Annotated in this window: 13 protein-coding genes; 8 read left to right on the forward strand and 5 right to left on the reverse strand. The window is 69.3% G+C overall.

Translation table 11 applies throughout. From position 1 onward, the window contains the following. From N8I87_RS21465 to N8I87_RS21475, 3 genes are all read left to right on the forward strand, one after another. Entirely contained in the window at positions 1-450 is a 450-nt protein-coding gene (locus N8I87_RS21465) for a heat shock protein transcriptional repressor HspR (protein WP_263210849.1), read from the forward strand. A gap of 394 nt (positions 451-844) precedes the next feature. After that, positions 845-1,951, forward strand: a complete 1,107-nt coding sequence (locus N8I87_RS21470) for a sugar ABC transporter substrate-binding protein (RefSeq protein WP_263210851.1) — start codon at positions 845-847, stop codon at positions 1,949-1,951. 311 nt (positions 1,952-2,262) lie between these two features. Beyond that, positions 2,263-3,309, forward strand: a complete 1,047-nt coding sequence (locus N8I87_RS21475) for a helix-turn-helix transcriptional regulator (protein WP_263210853.1) — start codon at positions 2,263-2,265, stop codon at positions 3,307-3,309. 179 nt (positions 3,310-3,488) lie between these two features. On the opposite strand, the gene N8I87_RS21480 is transcribed toward N8I87_RS21475, so the two are convergent. Then, positions 3,489-4,526, reverse strand: coding sequence for a helix-turn-helix domain-containing protein (locus N8I87_RS21480; protein ID WP_263210855.1), 1,038 nt, complete (start codon positions 4,524-4,526; stop codon positions 3,489-3,491). A gap of 300 nt (positions 4,527-4,826) precedes the next feature. On the opposite strand from N8I87_RS21480, the gene N8I87_RS21485 reads away from it, so the two are divergent. Continuing rightward, on the forward strand, positions 4,827-5,162 hold the full coding sequence (locus N8I87_RS21485; RefSeq protein ID WP_263210856.1) for a Rieske (2Fe-2S) protein: 336 nt from the start codon (positions 4,827-4,829) through the stop codon (positions 5,160-5,162). Positions 5,163-5,307: 145 nt separating this feature from the next. Here N8I87_RS21485 and N8I87_RS21490 read toward each other — a convergent pair whose 3' ends face one another. Beyond that, positions 5,308-5,721, reverse strand: a complete 414-nt coding sequence (locus tag N8I87_RS21490) for a pyridoxamine 5'-phosphate oxidase family protein (RefSeq protein WP_263210858.1) — start codon at positions 5,719-5,721, stop codon at positions 5,308-5,310. A 141-nt stretch (positions 5,722-5,862) separates the two neighbouring features. Between N8I87_RS21490 and clpB the strand changes: the two genes are divergently transcribed. Beyond that, entirely contained in the window at positions 5,863-8,460 is a 2,598-nt protein-coding gene (clpB, locus tag N8I87_RS21495) for an ATP-dependent chaperone ClpB (RefSeq protein ID WP_263210860.1), read from the forward strand. Between the two features lie 357 nt (positions 8,461-8,817). Continuing rightward, the gene (locus tag N8I87_RS21500) at positions 8,818-9,348 is read left to right on the forward strand and encodes a type III secretion system chaperone family protein (protein ID WP_263210862.1); all 531 of its coding nucleotides are present in this window, start codon (positions 8,818-8,820) and stop codon (positions 9,346-9,348) included. Positions 9,349-9,367: 19 nt separating this feature from the next. Here N8I87_RS21500 and N8I87_RS21505 read toward each other — a convergent pair whose 3' ends face one another. Further along, positions 9,368-10,588 carry a glycosyltransferase family 39 protein gene (locus tag N8I87_RS21505; RefSeq protein WP_411577265.1) on the reverse strand — a complete coding sequence of 407 codons (1,221 nt, stop codon included), beginning with the start codon at positions 10,586-10,588 and terminating at the stop codon, positions 9,368-9,370. 188 nt (positions 10,589-10,776) lie between these two features. Here N8I87_RS21505 and N8I87_RS21510 point away from each other — a divergent pair, with 188 nt between their 5' ends. After that, positions 10,777-11,091, forward strand: coding sequence for a hypothetical protein (locus N8I87_RS21510; protein ID WP_263210863.1), 315 nt, complete (start codon positions 10,777-10,779; stop codon positions 11,089-11,091). Positions 11,092-11,165: 74 nt separating this feature from the next. On the opposite strand, the gene N8I87_RS21515 is transcribed toward N8I87_RS21510, so the two are convergent. After that, complete coding sequence (locus N8I87_RS21515) at positions 11,166-11,648, reverse strand: DUF3515 domain-containing protein (protein WP_263210865.1); 483 nt, start codon at positions 11,646-11,648, stop codon at positions 11,166-11,168. Positions 11,649-11,748: 100 nt separating this feature from the next. Here N8I87_RS21515 and N8I87_RS21520 point away from each other — a divergent pair, with 100 nt between their 5' ends. Continuing rightward, positions 11,749-12,309, forward strand: coding sequence for a TlpA family protein disulfide reductase (locus N8I87_RS21520; RefSeq protein ID WP_263210866.1), 561 nt, complete (start codon positions 11,749-11,751; stop codon positions 12,307-12,309). A gap of 61 nt (positions 12,310-12,370) precedes the next feature. On the opposite strand, the gene N8I87_RS21525 is transcribed toward N8I87_RS21520, so the two are convergent. Next, the gene (locus tag N8I87_RS21525; RefSeq protein WP_263210868.1) at positions 12,371-13,570 is read right to left on the reverse strand and encodes a pyridoxal phosphate-dependent aminotransferase; all 1,200 of its coding nucleotides are present in this window, start codon (positions 13,568-13,570) and stop codon (positions 12,371-12,373) included. Positions 13,571-13,678: the final 108 nt, after the last annotated feature.

Here is a 13,678-nt window from a genome sequence, read left to right on the forward strand (position 1 = left end):
ATGGACGGCCGTCGGCGTAACCCGTACGAACTGACCGAGGAGACCCCGGTCTACGTCATCTCGGTAGCGGCCCAGCTCTCCGGACTCCACCCGCAGACGCTGCGCCAGTACGACCGCCTGGGCCTGGTCTCCCCGGACCGCACCGCGGGCCGGGGCCGCCGCTACTCGGCCCGTGACATCGAGCTGCTCCGTCAGGTGCAGGCGCTGTCCCAGGACGAGGGCATCAACCTGGCCGGCATCAAGCGCATCATCGAACTGGAGAACCAGGTCGCCGCACTCCAGTCCCGCGTCGCGGAACTGCAGGCGGCCCTGGACGGCGCGGCGGCCACGATGCAGCAGCGCGAGGCCGCCGTCCACGCCTCCTACCGCCGGGACCTGGTCCCGTACCAGGAGGTCCAGCAGACCAGCGCGCTGGTGGTGTGGCGGCCGAAGCGGCAGCAGAAGGACTGACGGACACCGATCCGCGAAAGGGGCCCGGAGGACATCCTCCGGGCCCCTTTCGCATGCGGGAGCGCGACAGCCGTGGCGGTCGCACGTCTGGCTGGGTTTATTCGGTCCTCTGATCGAGCCGGAAGGCGGTGCACGGCCGCCGTTGATCACGACTCGTGAGGATTGGGGTTGGTTGTACTGATCTTTGCCCTGCCGTGAACTTCCGTTGGGTGGAGGGTCCGTAAAGAGTGTTTGGAGGTGATTCCGCTCCACCTTCACAAGCGAAGCGGAGCGTGGTGTTGCGCACTCGTTAAGTAGTTCGGCTTGACGCCGGGTGTTGCGGCCGCGTTGTCTTTTCAGACATCTGGGTCGCAAGCAGCCCTACCTCCGGAACGCACCTGAAGTGAGCCCCCGAATGCGTCGTATCGCCATATCTGTGGCAGCCTCCACGATGACCCTCTCGCTCGCCGGCTGCGGCGTGCTGAACGCTTCGGGGAGTTCGACCGACGCAAGCCCGACCAAGGGCAACGACCTCACGGTGGGGCTTCTGCTGCCGGAGACGGCGAACACGCGGTACGGGAAGTTCGACTACCCCATCATCAAGGACAAGGTCGCCGAGCTCACCAAGAAGCAGGGCAGGGTCGAGTACGCCAACGCCGGCGCGAGCGCCGACAAGCAGTCTCAGCAGATGCAGCAGATGATCGACGACAAGGTCGACGTCATCCTGCTCGACGCGGTCGACTCGCACGCCATCGCGGGCGATGTGAAGAAGGCGAAGGACGCGGGCATTCCGGTCATCGCGTACGACCGTCTCGCCGAGGGTCCGATCGACGCGTACATCTCCTTCGACAACGAGCTCGTCGGCGAGGTGCAGGCCCGCACCCTGCTGGACGCCCTGGGGTCGGGCGTCGACACCTCCGACAAGGTCGTCATGGTGAACGGCTCGCCGACCGACCCGAACGCGAAGCAGTTCAAGCAGGGTGCCCTCTCCGAGCTGAACGGCAAGGTGACGATCGCGGAGTCGTACGACACCAAGGACTGGAAGCCGGAGAACGCCACGGCCGAGATGACCGAGGCGATCAACAAGATCGGCAAGAACAACATCGCCGCCGTCTACTCCGCCAACGACGGCATGGCGTCCGGTGTCATCACGGCCCTCAAGGCCGCGGGCGTCACCGACATGCCGCCGATCACCGGCCAGGACGCCGAGCTGGCCGGCGTGCAGCGGATCGTCATCGGCGAGCAGTACATGACCGTCTACAAGTCCTACCCGGCTGAGGCCGAGAGCGCCGCCGAGATGGCCGTGGCCAAGGTCCAGGGCAGGGACATCCAGTTCGACGCCCTCACCCAGGACCGCGTCGACAGTCCCACCAACAAGGACATCCCGGCCCAGCTCGTCACCGTGACCGCCCTGACGAAGGCCAACATCAAGGACACGGTCATCGCGGACGGCATCTACAAGATCTCCGACATCTGCACCCCCAAGTACAAGGCGGCCTGCGCGACCGCGGGCCTCAAGTAGCCGACGGTCAATGCGGCGGCGCGTGAGGCGTTCACCCGCGCGGGTGGGGCGCGCACGCCGGGGCGTGCCCTTCGCCGGAGGTCCGGGCCGGATCGGTTCCGGCCATATGGCTGCGTACCGCGCCGATGCCACCCGTGACCATGGGCTCACCACCGTCAGCTTGTTGCAACGGGAGGGGAGGAGGCCGGGAGGGAAGGGGTGATACCGGCGGTTTACGGCGGCCATGGCGTGGAGAGCCGTGTTGCGGAGCCGGATCCGTCCGCGCATAGTTGCGCCACGGAAGTGGCAGCAAACCGGGGGTGGAATGGGCGATGGCCGGGCACGGAACGGAGGAGCATCCACACGGTGCCGACCGACTGTGCGAGGCCGGGGATCGCGTGTATTCCCGGGCCGTACGGCGGGGCCGGGTGCCGCGCACGGACGCCGGGCCGGTGCCCTGCCTCCTTGAGCTCGCCCTGCTCCACCCCGACCCCGACGACATGGACTGGCTGGTGCCGACCTCCCCGCAGGAGGTCATGACCCGGCTGCTGCGCGGGGTGTACGACGAGGTCAGGGACAGCCAGCGGCGGGTGGGTTCGGCGGTGGCGGCCGTCGAGTGGTACGCCGGTCTCGGGCGCCAGCTCCAGGCCTCGGCTGCGCCCTCGACGGAGGGCACGGCGATCCGTGTGCTGGACGGGCTGTCCCGGATCCAGGCCGCGATGGACGAGGCGACCGAGGCGTGTACGACCGAGGTGCTGACGGTGCAGCCCGGCGGCATCCGGCGGGAGGCCGAGCTCACCGAGGGCCTGCACCGCGCGGTGGCGCTGCGCGGCCGGGGCGTGCGCATGCGCGACCTGTACACGCACGTGGCCCGGCACGGCCAGGGCCTGCTCAACTACCTGGAGCTGATGGGCGACGCGGTCGAGGCCCGTACCCTCGACGAGGTCATCGACCGGCTGATCCTCTTCGACCGCACGGTCGCCTTCATCCCGGCGAACGCCGACCGCACGATGGCCCTGGAGCTGCGTCACCCGGCGGTGGTCGAGTACCTGGTGACGGTCTTCGAGCGGCTGTGGCGCCTCGCGGTCCCGCTGACGGCCGCGCTGCCCGACACCGGTATCGAGGGCATCTCCCACCGCGAGCAGTCCATCGCCGCGCTGCTGGCGGAGGGCCACCAGGACGCGGTGATCGCCGAGCGCCTGGGCATCAGCGTCCGCACCTGCCGGGCCCACATCGCCCGCCTGTCGGAGACTCTGGGCGCGGTGAGCCGTACCCAGCTGGGCGTACGGATAGCCCAGGTCGGCCTGGACGGCCCCCCACGCACCGTCGACATGCCCGCGGTCCCCGTTCCGGACCAGGAATCCCCGAGTGTGCGCTGAGACAACGGAGTTGGGGGATATGCATGTCCCTGTGCAGCGGCTCGTACTGCCGCACCAGCCCGCCCCCGCACCGGAGCTCGTCCGTGACACATGCCCGGGAGACGCGCACCAGACCTTCAGGGCGCCGGGCAACCGGCCCTGGTGCAGCGCCAGTTCGTGCACGTGCCGTCAGGCCCCGCTCACCGGTGTCCGTCCCCGTCCGGGAGTGGGGTGTCCTGTTTGAGGATGCCCGACTGGGCTATGAGGTAGCCGAGTTGGGCGCGGCTGCCGCTGCCCAGGGCCTGGGCCAGCTTGGCGATGTGTGCGCGGCAGGTGCGTACGTTCATGCCCAGTCGGCGGGCGATGGCCTCGTCGACGTGGCCTTCGATGAGCAGCTTGGCGATGGAGTGCTGGATCTCGGTGATGCCGTGGGAGGCGACCTCGTAGGGCCCGCCCATGCTCAGCGGGACCGCGCGGCTCCACATGAACTCGAAGACCTTGATCAGGTAGCGGACCAGGCCCGGCTGGCGGAGTTCCAGCGCGACCTGCTGGTCTTCGCGTATGGGGATGAAGGCGACGCTCTCGTCGCAGACGATGAGCCGCTCCACGAGTTCGTCGATCGTGCGGTACTCCGCCTTGCCGTCGGCGAGATGGGCCGCGTAGGCCAGCTTCTCCGGGCTGTAGCGGGCGGTGTGCTGGTACAGGGTGCGGATCCTGACGCCCCGTTCGATGAGCGGTCTGTCGCGCTCCAGCCCCCGCAGCACGCTGGCCTCGGAGATCCGGTCGCTCGGCTGGATCGTGAGCACCTCGCTCTGGCACTGCCCGGTGGCGAGGTTGAGGGCCGCGTTGATACGGTCACCGCCCTCGAGGATGGTGAGCGCGTCGCTGGTCGCCATCACCTGCGTGCTGAGCGACATGAAAGGCTCGAACACGTCGGCGAGTTCGATCGACAGACGCCGGCGCTCGGTTATCTCACGTTCGATCGGGTTGAGCCGGTGTGCCAGGGCGATCGCCGGGGGTACCGGGCGCAGCCAGTCGGCGTCGTCCGGATCCGGATGGAGCAGGGCGAACTCCATCAGGCAGGGGGCGTCCACGACATCGGCGCGAGCGACGCGTCCCGTGCGCAGGGCGACGGCGTAAAGTCTGCGTCCTTCCTCGCATAGATCCGTCACCGAGTGGGGATGTGTCGCTTCCGCCCGATTCGTTGCCAAATCTCCACCCCCCAGGGTCCTGAACATGCAGGAACATGATGCACCGATTGTGTGGCCACCACGTGCCCGAATGAGCCATCGTCGTACCTGACGGGGGAAAAGGGGACCTTCAAGTGAGGACGAAGCCAAACATGTGGAACAAAGTGCTTCGCTCGGTACTTGTTGCCGCTCTCTCCGTCATAGCTGTTGCCGGAGTGTGGAGTGGCTACTCCGAGGCGAAGAGTGACGTTCGCGCCAACACCTCGTGGCCGATTGTCGTGGCGGATGCGGTGACCACGGGTGACACCAATGGGCAGATCTCGATGACCGATGGAGCCGGGAGCTGAAGTGACCACTCCACCCGACGACCGATCCTTCCGCCGCGAGATGGCCACCGCCTACCGCTCCGGCTGGCACTTCATCGACCTGGTCACCGCCATCCCCCACAGCGGTGACTCGTTGATGGTGACCGTCTTCGGAGAGCCGGTCGTCGTCACGCGGGACGAGGACGAGGACGTACGGGCCTACCGATGCCTGCGCAAACCCCGAGGCGCGCCGCAGCCCGTGCGATGCGCCATCCGGTACGGAATGATCTTTGTGAATCTGGACCAACGGGATCACCGGCTCACCGAGCCGGAGATCCCGGACGTAAGGACCATCTCTGCCACCCCCCGCAGTGCCTGACGCGATTCCCCCGTCGTAAAAGATCGCTCAGGTACTTCCCCCCGCAGCGGCGTCACCGTGACCTGAACACGGTGACGCCGCTGCAGTTTGTGGCGACATTTCAGGGTATGGGCGCGCTTCCACAGTGACCGAAACCCGCCGTGTGTCAGCCCCGCCCCAGCGCCCGCTCCACCTCGATCTCGATGAGCACCCGGTCCGGGTTCGGCGAGGGCGTTCTCTCGTAGCGCTCGGCATAGCGCCGCTCCGCCTCCGCGATCAGTTCCGGGTCGGTGCGCACGAAGGCCCGCCCCTCCAGCGTCGCCCAGCGGCGGCCGTCCACCTGGCAGACGGCGACCCGCGCGCCGAGGGGATCGGCCGCGAGGACATGGGTCACCTTGGTGCTCGTCCGGTTCGTCAGCACCCGAGCCAGTCCCGCCCCGGGGTCGTATGTCACTCCGACGGGGACGACGTGCGGGCTGCCGTCCGGGCGGAGCGTCGTCAGTGTGCACAGATGGCGCTCGTGCCAGAAGGCGAGGTACGACGCGTCAGGGGCGACCGGGTCCACGGAGTAGGTACTCATGGCCCGGAAGCTAGCCCCCGAAGTCCTCCCGGACCCACCTTGAGTGGAATAGACTCAACTTTGTGTACGTTGGTTAAGTCAGCACTGGGAGACACCGGGAGACATGGCCGACGAGCCGACGCCGAGGAGGAGAACGCGAACGTGGACGCCGAGCTGACCAACAGGAGCCGGGACGCGATCAACACGGCCACCAACCGGGCCGTGACCGAGGGGCATGCGGACTTCACGCCTGCCCACCTGCTGCTGGCTCTGCTCCAGGGCCAGGACAACGAGAACATCACCGACCTGCTGGCCGCGGTCGACGCCGACCAGGCCGCCGTACGGGCCGGAGCGGAGAAGGCCCTCGCCGCGCTGCCCAGCGTGACCGGGTCCACCGTCGCGCCCCCGCAGCCCAACCGCGAGCTGCTCGCCGTCATCGCGAACGCGGCCGACACCGCCAAGGACCTCGGCGACGAGTACCTCTCCACCGAGCACCTGCTCATCGGCATCGCCGCGAAGGGCGGCGCGGCCGGCGAGGTGCTCTCCCGGCAGGGGGCCACACCGAAGAAGCTGCTGGACGCCTTCCAGAAGGCCAGGGGAGGACGCCGCGTGACCACCGCCGACCCGGAAGGCCAGTACAAGGCCCTGGAGAAGTTCGGCACCGACTTCACCGCCGCCGCGCGCGACGGCAAGCTCGACCCCGTCATCGGACGGGACCAGGAGATCCGGCGGGTCGTGCAGGTGCTGTCCCGGCGGACCAAGAACAACCCGGTGCTGATCGGAGAGCCCGGCGTCGGCAAGACCGCCGTCGTCGAAGGGCTCGCCCAGCGGATCGTGAAGGGCGACGTCCCCGAGTCCCTCAAGGACAAGCGGCTCGTCGCGCTGGACCTCGGCGCCATGGTCGCCGGGGCCAAGTACCGCGGTGAGTTCGAAGAGCGCCTGAAGACCGTCCTCGCCGAGATCAAGGACTCCGACGGGCAGATCATCACCTTCATCGACGAGCTGCACACCGTCGTGGGCGCGGGCGCAGGCGGCGACTCCGCCATGGACGCGGGCAACATGCTCAAGCCCATGCTCGCCCGCGGTGAGCTGCGCATGGTCGGCGCCACGACCCTCGACGAGTACCGGGAGCGCATCGAGAAGGACCCGGCGCTGGAGCGCCGCTTCCAGCAGGTGCTGGTGGCGGAGCCGACGGTCGAGGACACGATCGCGATCCTGCGCGGGCTGAAGGGCCGCTACGAGGCGCACCACAAGGTGCAGATCGCGGACAGCGCGCTGGTGGCCGCGGCCACCCTCTCCGACCGGTACATCACCTCCCGCTTCCTGCCCGACAAGGCCATCGACCTGGTCGACGAGGCCGCCTCCCGGCTGCGCATGGAGATCGACTCGTCCCCGGTCGAGATCGACGAACTCCAGCGCGCCGTCGACCGGTTGAAGATGGAGGAACTGGCCCTCGGCAAGGAGACCGACCCGGCCTCCCGTGAACGCCTGGAGAAGCTGCGCCGCGACCTCGCCGACAAGGAGGAGGAACTGCGCGGCCTGACCGCCCGCTGGGAGAAGGAGAAGCAGTCCCTCAACCGCGTCGGTGAGCTGAAGGAGAGGCTCGACGACCTGCGCGGCCAGGCCGAACGCGCCCAGCGCGACGGTGACTTCGACTCCGCCTCCAAGCTGCTGTACGGCGAGATCCCCGCCCTGGAGAAGGAGTTGGAGGCCGCCTCGGAGGCGGAGGAGGAGGCCGCCAAGGACACGATGGTCAAGGACGAGGTCGGCTCCGACGACATCGCCGACGTCGTCGCGGCCTGGACCGGCATCCCGGCCGGCCGGCTCCTGGAGGGCGAGACGCGGAAACTGCTGCGCATGGAGGAGGAGATCGGCCGCCGGCTCATCGGTCAGACCGAGGCCGTACAAGCGGTCAGCGACGCCGTACGACGGTCCCGCGCGGGTATCGCCGACCCGGACCGCCCCACCGGCTCCTTCCTCTTCCTCGGCCCGACCGGCGTCGGCAAGACGGAACTCGCCAAGGCCCTCGCCGACTTCCTGTTCGACGACGAGCGGGCGATGGTCCGCATCGACATGTCGGAGTACAGCGAGAAGCACAGCGTGGCCCGGCTGGTCGGCGCGCCCCCCGGCTATGTCGGCTACGAGGAGGGTGGCCAGCTGACGGAGGCGGTGCGCAGGCGGCCGTATTCCGTGGTCCTCCTGGACGAGGTGGAGAAGGCGCACCCCGAGGTCTTCGACATCCTGCTCCAAGTGCTGGACGACGGCCGCCTGACGGACGGTCAGGGCCGTACGGTCGACTTCCGCAACACCATCCTCGTCCTCACCTCCAACCTGGGCAGCCAGTATCTGGTCGACCCGGTCCTCGGTGATGAGGAGAAGAAGGAACAGGTGCTGGAGACGGTCCGGACCGCCTTCAAGCCGGAGTTCCTCAACCGGCTCGACGACCTGGTGGTCTTCTCCGCGCTGGACAAGGAGGAATTGGCCCGCATCGCCCGGCTGCAGATCGACCGGCTGGCCGCGCGGCTGGCCGAGCGGCGGCTCAGCCTCGAGATCACGCCCGAGGCGCTGGCCTGGCTCGCCGACGAGGGCAACGACCCGGCGTACGGCGCCCGTCCGCTGCGCCGCCTGGTCCAGACCGCCATCGGCGACCGCCTCGCCAAGGAGATCCTCTCCGGCGAGATCAAGGACGGCGACACGGTCCGCGTGGACCGCTTCGGCGAGGGCCTCATCGTGGGCCCGCCGACGGGCAAGACGCTCTGACGGCAGACGGACGCAGCCGCTCGCCCCGGACCACCGGGACGGGCGGCCGCGTGCGACGGACGGCTCCGAAGCCCCTCGTCAGGACCTTGGTGGGACCAGCGGGATCAGCGGGATCAGTAGGACTCGGCGGTCCGGAACAGGACATACACCTCCCAGAAGATCCACAGGGAGAACGCCAGACAGCCCAGCCACATGGCCCACAACACCCACCGCACCGGTCTTGGTATGCGCACGCCCACATCATCGCCCCGACCGGACGGATCATGTCAGCCGAGGGCTGACAGGCCCCGTCGGGGCTTGCCACCCCCCTCCCCGGATGAGGGAGGATGGCGGAATCCGCATGAAGGGAAATTCACGGTGACCATCGACCCGTCCTCGATTCCGAACTTCGGGGGCCAGCCCGAGCCGCAGCCCCAAGGACCGGCGGGCCCCGTCGTCCCGGATCAGGACCTCGTGAAGCAGCTCCTCGACCAGATGGAGCTCAAGTACGTCGTCGACGACGAGGGTGACCTCGCGGCGCCGTGGGAGCAGTTCCGTACGTACTTCATGTTCCGTGGGGAGGCCGAACAGGCGGTCTTCTCGGTGCGCACGTTCTACGACCGCCCCCACAAGATCGACGAGAAGCCCGAGCTGCTGGAGTCCATCGACGACTGGAACCGGCGGACCCTGTGGCCCAAGGTGTACAGCCACACCCACGACGACGGCACCGTCCGCCTCATCGGTGAGGCGCAGATGCTGATCGGCACCGGCGTCGACCTCAACCACTTCGTCTCCTCCACGGTCAGCTGGGTGCGGGCCGCGATCGAGTTCGACAAGTGGCTGGTCGAGCAGCTCGGCCTCGAGGAGGAGGTCAACGAGGCCGAGGAGCCCGGGGACGACGAGGAGTAATACCCTCGGCTCCGCGGAGCTACAGCGGGGTGTGGGCGATCACGACCAGATACGCCCCGTACACGAAGGAGAGCCCGGCCAGGGCGCAGACCACCACGGTCGCGTGCCAGGGCCGGGCTCTCGCCGTCCGCACCAGTGCGCGGGCCAGCGGCAGCAGCAGCGGGAAGGCGGGCAGCAGGAAGCGCGGCTTGGACTCGAAGAAGCCGGAGCCGCCGAGCGCGATGAGCAGCAGCACACCGCTGTGGACGACGAGCGGGAGCGGGGCGCGGTCGGCGAGCAGCAGCGCGTACATCAGCACGGCCACCGCCACGATCACCATGGCCATGGGGAAGACGAAGCGGTTGCCGTGCAGCAGCAGCTGGCGCACGAAGTGCAGCGACCCGTGCCCGAAGTCGAACCGGGACCCCCACAGCCGCTGCACCTCGAAATAGCCGCCGAGCAGGTTGCCCTTGCGCCGGCCGACCCAGAGCACGTACGCCGTCCACCCCAGCGGAGCCAGCGCGGCGCCCGTCCACAGGCTGTGGGAAACCCGGCCGGTGCGCCGGCAGGTCCGGTACGCCTCGCAGAGGGCCGCGGCCAGGACGGCGGCGGCGACCGCGAAACCGTTGGGCCGGGACAGCCCGGCCAGCGCCGCGAGGCTCCCCGCCCACAGCCAGCTCCCGCTCAGGACCGCGTACAGCGACCAGGCGGCGAAGGCGGTGAGCACCGGCTCGGTGTACGCCATCGACAGCACGACGGAGTGCGGGAGCAGTGCCCACAGCAGCACCAGTGCCGTGCCCACGGCCCGCCCGTGCAGCCGCGCCCCGATCGCGTAGATCCCACCGGCGGCGATCCCGGCCGCGGCCCACGACACGATCAGCCCGGCGGCGCCCCCGCTCAGCGGGGTCAGGGCGGTCATGAACCGCACCAGTGCCGGGTAGAGCGGGAAGAACGCCAGGTCGCTGTGGATGACGGTCGGGTGGAAGTACAGGGTGCGGCCGTAGCCGTGCGCGGCGATGCCCAGGTACCAGGCCGAGTCCCAGGACCGGCCGAGCAGGGCGAGCGGCTGCTTGCCGGTGGCCCAGGCGGCCACGGCGAGTACGGCCGTTCCGGCGAGCCGGGCGGCGAGGAACAGCCCGACGGCCACCGCGCTCGCCGCGGCGAGGGACAGCGCGGTGCCCGTGGACAGCCCGGGGCGCGCACGGTGCAGCGTCTCGGGCTCGGTGGCGGTGGGCGTTGCGACGGTCGTGGCGTGGGTCACACCCGCACATTGCAGGAGGAAACGGGCTGTCGCGAGCGTTGGGCGGCCGTGCGGGTGTGATTTCGCGGCGCTCGGCGTGGCTGCGTGACAAGGGGCGGCGTGTCCATCGTGCCCGCACGGCCGCGGTTCGGCGAAGATCGACGATGACCGGCACACCGACCGACACATCGACCGACCAAGGGGGAAGAGTGTTCACCAAGAAGGAAACGCACTTCGTCGTACTGAACGATCTGGACGAGGCGCGTGCCGCGATCCAGCGGGCACTGAACGACGCCATCGGCAGCGACACGGCAGCCGGCCTGCGGCAGGCCCTGGACATAGTGGACGGGATCGGCGACGGCAGGGACCCGCGCGTGCGCTGGGCCGCCCAGGTGCTCGCCGAGGCCGAGCTGGACGCCCGGGAACAGGAGATCAAGGCGATCAAGGCCCTGCGCGAGGCCCTGCCGGGACTGGGCCTCGCCGCGGCCGTGGACCTGATCAGGCAGACCCAGGCCGCGACCTGAGTCAGTAGGCGACCGGACTCGTCGTCGGGGTACGACCGGGGCGGGGCCGTGGCTGTCGTCCCCGTCGGTGTGATTCAGTTCCCCTGGGAGTCGAGGCACTTGCGGTGCTTGGGCAGTACCGAAGCCGCCTTCGTCAGTTCGACCAGTGCCGCGTCCGACGGTGCGCCGCGCTGAACCGTCACCTCCAGGCCGGGGGAGCGTCCGTAGGTGACGAGCAGGTCGTGGTCGTCGCCGCCCTGCCGGTAGTGCCATACCCAGTCGACGCCGTTCACGGTCGCGCACGGGTCCGGTGTCTTGGGGGGCATCGGGATCCCGCACCGGGCGACGATCTTCCCGTCGCCCCACACCGTGACTCCGGCCGTACCCGAGTGGCCGCGCTCCAGTCCGGCGATCTTGTCGGGCAGCTTCCCGGCCGCGGCCCGACAGGCCGCGTCACGGGCGTGCGGGGCCGCCTCGGGGCCGCTCTCGCCGCCCGTGACGGCCATGTACGCGCCCAGCACGGCCAGCGTCGCGGCGCAGGGCAACAGGACCCGGTTACGCACAGATCGGTTCACCACGTGATGAACCGTAAGGCAGCCGCCGAACCGTCAACTCACCGGGGCGCGAAGCCGCCAGGCCCGGAAGGGAGTCGAGACCGGCTTGCCCTACTCACGTCCCATGACGATCAAACGGACCGGCTGGGCGGCCGCATGCGCAGCGGCCCTCGTCTCCGGCTGCACCAGCGCCCACTCCTCCACCAACGACGCAACGGTGAAGGACGGCGTCAGCAGCTGGCCCGTATCGAGTCGCCAGGCCATGCCCGTACTCCAGGGCGACGGGGCTGATGGCCGTCCGGTACGGCTGGACGCGTTCAAGGGGAAGGTCGTGGTGCTGAACGCGTGGGCATCCTGGTGCGGGCCCTGCCGTGTCGAATCACCCGGACTGGCCCGGATACAGAAGGCCCTGGGCAAGCAGGGCCTTCAGGTCGTCGGCCTGGACGGCGGAGACTCGGCGTCCAACGCGCTCTCCTTCATCCGCGACCACGACCTGAACTATCCGACCCTCATGGACGAGCACGGCAAGCAGGCGCTGCGCATCCCCCGCGGAACGGTCAGCCAAGTCGGCCTCCCGTACACGGTGTTCCTCGACCGCAAGGGCCGTATCGCCGCCTCCGTCTCCGGCGGCATCACGGAACAGCAGGTCAGGAAGATCGTCACGCCACTCCTTGCGGACCGATAGAACGTCCCATCGGTCCGCACGCGTCAGCCGACATTCCTCAAGGGATACGCCTTGGGCTGGTTCAAGCCGCCAGGCGTTGCAGACGGTCGGCGGCTTCGTGGAGGACGTCGTCCTTCTTGCAGAAGGCGAAGCGGACCTGGCTGCGTCCGGCGTCCGGGTCGTCGTAGAACACGGAGTTGGGGATGGCGACGACGCCGCAGCGTTCGGGGAGCGTGCGGCAGAAGGCGAGGGCGTCCTTCTCGCCGAGGGGGGTGATGTCGGTGGTGATGAAGTACGTGCCCTGGGGCTGGTAGACCTCGAACCCGGCCGCCCGCAGGCCGTCGCCGAGCAGGTCGCGCTTACGACGGTGGTCGGCACGGAAGGTGTCGAAGTACACGTCCGGCAGGCGCAGCGCTTCGGCGACCGCGTACTGGAAGGGGCCTGCGCTGACGTACGTCAGGAACTGCTTGACGGTCCGGACGGCGGTCACGAGTTTCTGGGTACCGGTCACCCAGCCGACCTTCCAGCCCGTGAAGGAGAAGGTCTTGCCCGCCGAGCCGATCGTGACCGTGCGCTCGCGCATGCCGGGGAAGGACGCGAGGGGCAGGTGCTCGGTGTCGTCGAAGACCAGGTGCTCGTAGACCTCGTCCGTCACCACCAGCAGATCCCGCTCCACCGCCAGCTCCGCGATCGCGGTCAGCTCGGCACGGGTGAGGACCGTGCCGGTCGGGTTGTGCGGGGTGTTGATCAGCAGCAGTCGGGTGCGGTCGGTCACCGCCGCGCGCAGCTCGTCGAGGTCGAGGCGGAAGCTCGCCCCCTGCTCACTCTGCGGGCGCAGGGTGACCGGGACACGGATGCCGCCCGCCATGGCGATGCTCGCGGCGTAGGAGTCGTAGTACGGCTCGAACGCGATGACCTCGTCACCCGGTTCGAGCAGCGCGAGCAGGGCGGCGGCGATGGCCTCGGTGGCCCCCGCCGTCACCAGGACCTCGGTGTCGGGGTCGTAGGACAGGCCGTAGCGGCGCAGCTGGTGCGCGGCGATCGCGGTGCGCAGTTCGGGGATGCCGGGACCGGGTGGGTACTGGTTGCCGCGGCCCTCGCGCAGGGCGCGTACGGCCGCCTCCCGGATCTCTTCGGGTCCGTCCGTGTCGGGGAAGCCCTGGCCCAGGTTGATCGCCCCGGTCTTCACCGCCAGGGCGGACATCTCGGCGAAGATCGTCGTGCCGAACTCGGCGAGCCGGCGGTTGAGGATCGGGCGTGCGCTGGAGGTCATGTCCGTCATCCTGCGCCGAAGCTCTGGAGTTCCTCAACTCTGCTTTGGCGGACACGGCGGCCGGGCATCCCCGTGTCACGCGGCAGTCGTAGGGCGGCCGCGGGAGAGCGAGGCGCC

Origin of the sequence: Streptomyces sp. HUAS 15-9, assembly GCF_025642155.1 — a bacterium.
In the GTDB taxonomy this organism is placed as follows: domain Bacteria; phylum Actinomycetota; class Actinomycetes; order Streptomycetales; family Streptomycetaceae; genus Streptomyces.

What these genes read in the sequence shown, in the direction of transcription:
- N8I87_RS21480 (WP_263210855.1), bottom strand. Translation starts at nt 4,526, where the DNA reads ATGTTCAGGACCCTGGGGGGTGGAGATTTGGCAACGAATCGGGCGGAA.
- N8I87_RS21470 (WP_263210851.1), top strand. Translation starts at nt 845, where the DNA reads ATGCGTCGTATCGCCATATCTGTGGCAGCCTCCACGATGACCCTCTCG.
- N8I87_RS21525 (WP_263210868.1), bottom strand. Translation starts at nt 13,570, where the DNA reads ATGACGGACATGACCTCCAGCGCACGCCCGATCCTCAACCGCCGGCTC.
- N8I87_RS21520 (WP_263210866.1), top strand. Translation starts at nt 11,749, where the DNA reads ATGACGATCAAACGGACCGGCTGGGCGGCCGCATGCGCAGCGGCCCTC.
- N8I87_RS21475 (WP_263210853.1), top strand. Translation starts at nt 2,263, where the DNA reads ATGGCCGGGCACGGAACGGAGGAGCATCCACACGGTGCCGACCGACTG.
- N8I87_RS21490 (WP_263210858.1), bottom strand. Translation starts at nt 5,721, where the DNA reads ATGAGTACCTACTCCGTGGACCCGGTCGCCCCTGACGCGTCGTACCTC.
- N8I87_RS21465 (WP_263210849.1), top strand. Translation starts at nt 1, where the DNA reads ATGGACGGCCGTCGGCGTAACCCGTACGAACTGACCGAGGAGACCCCG.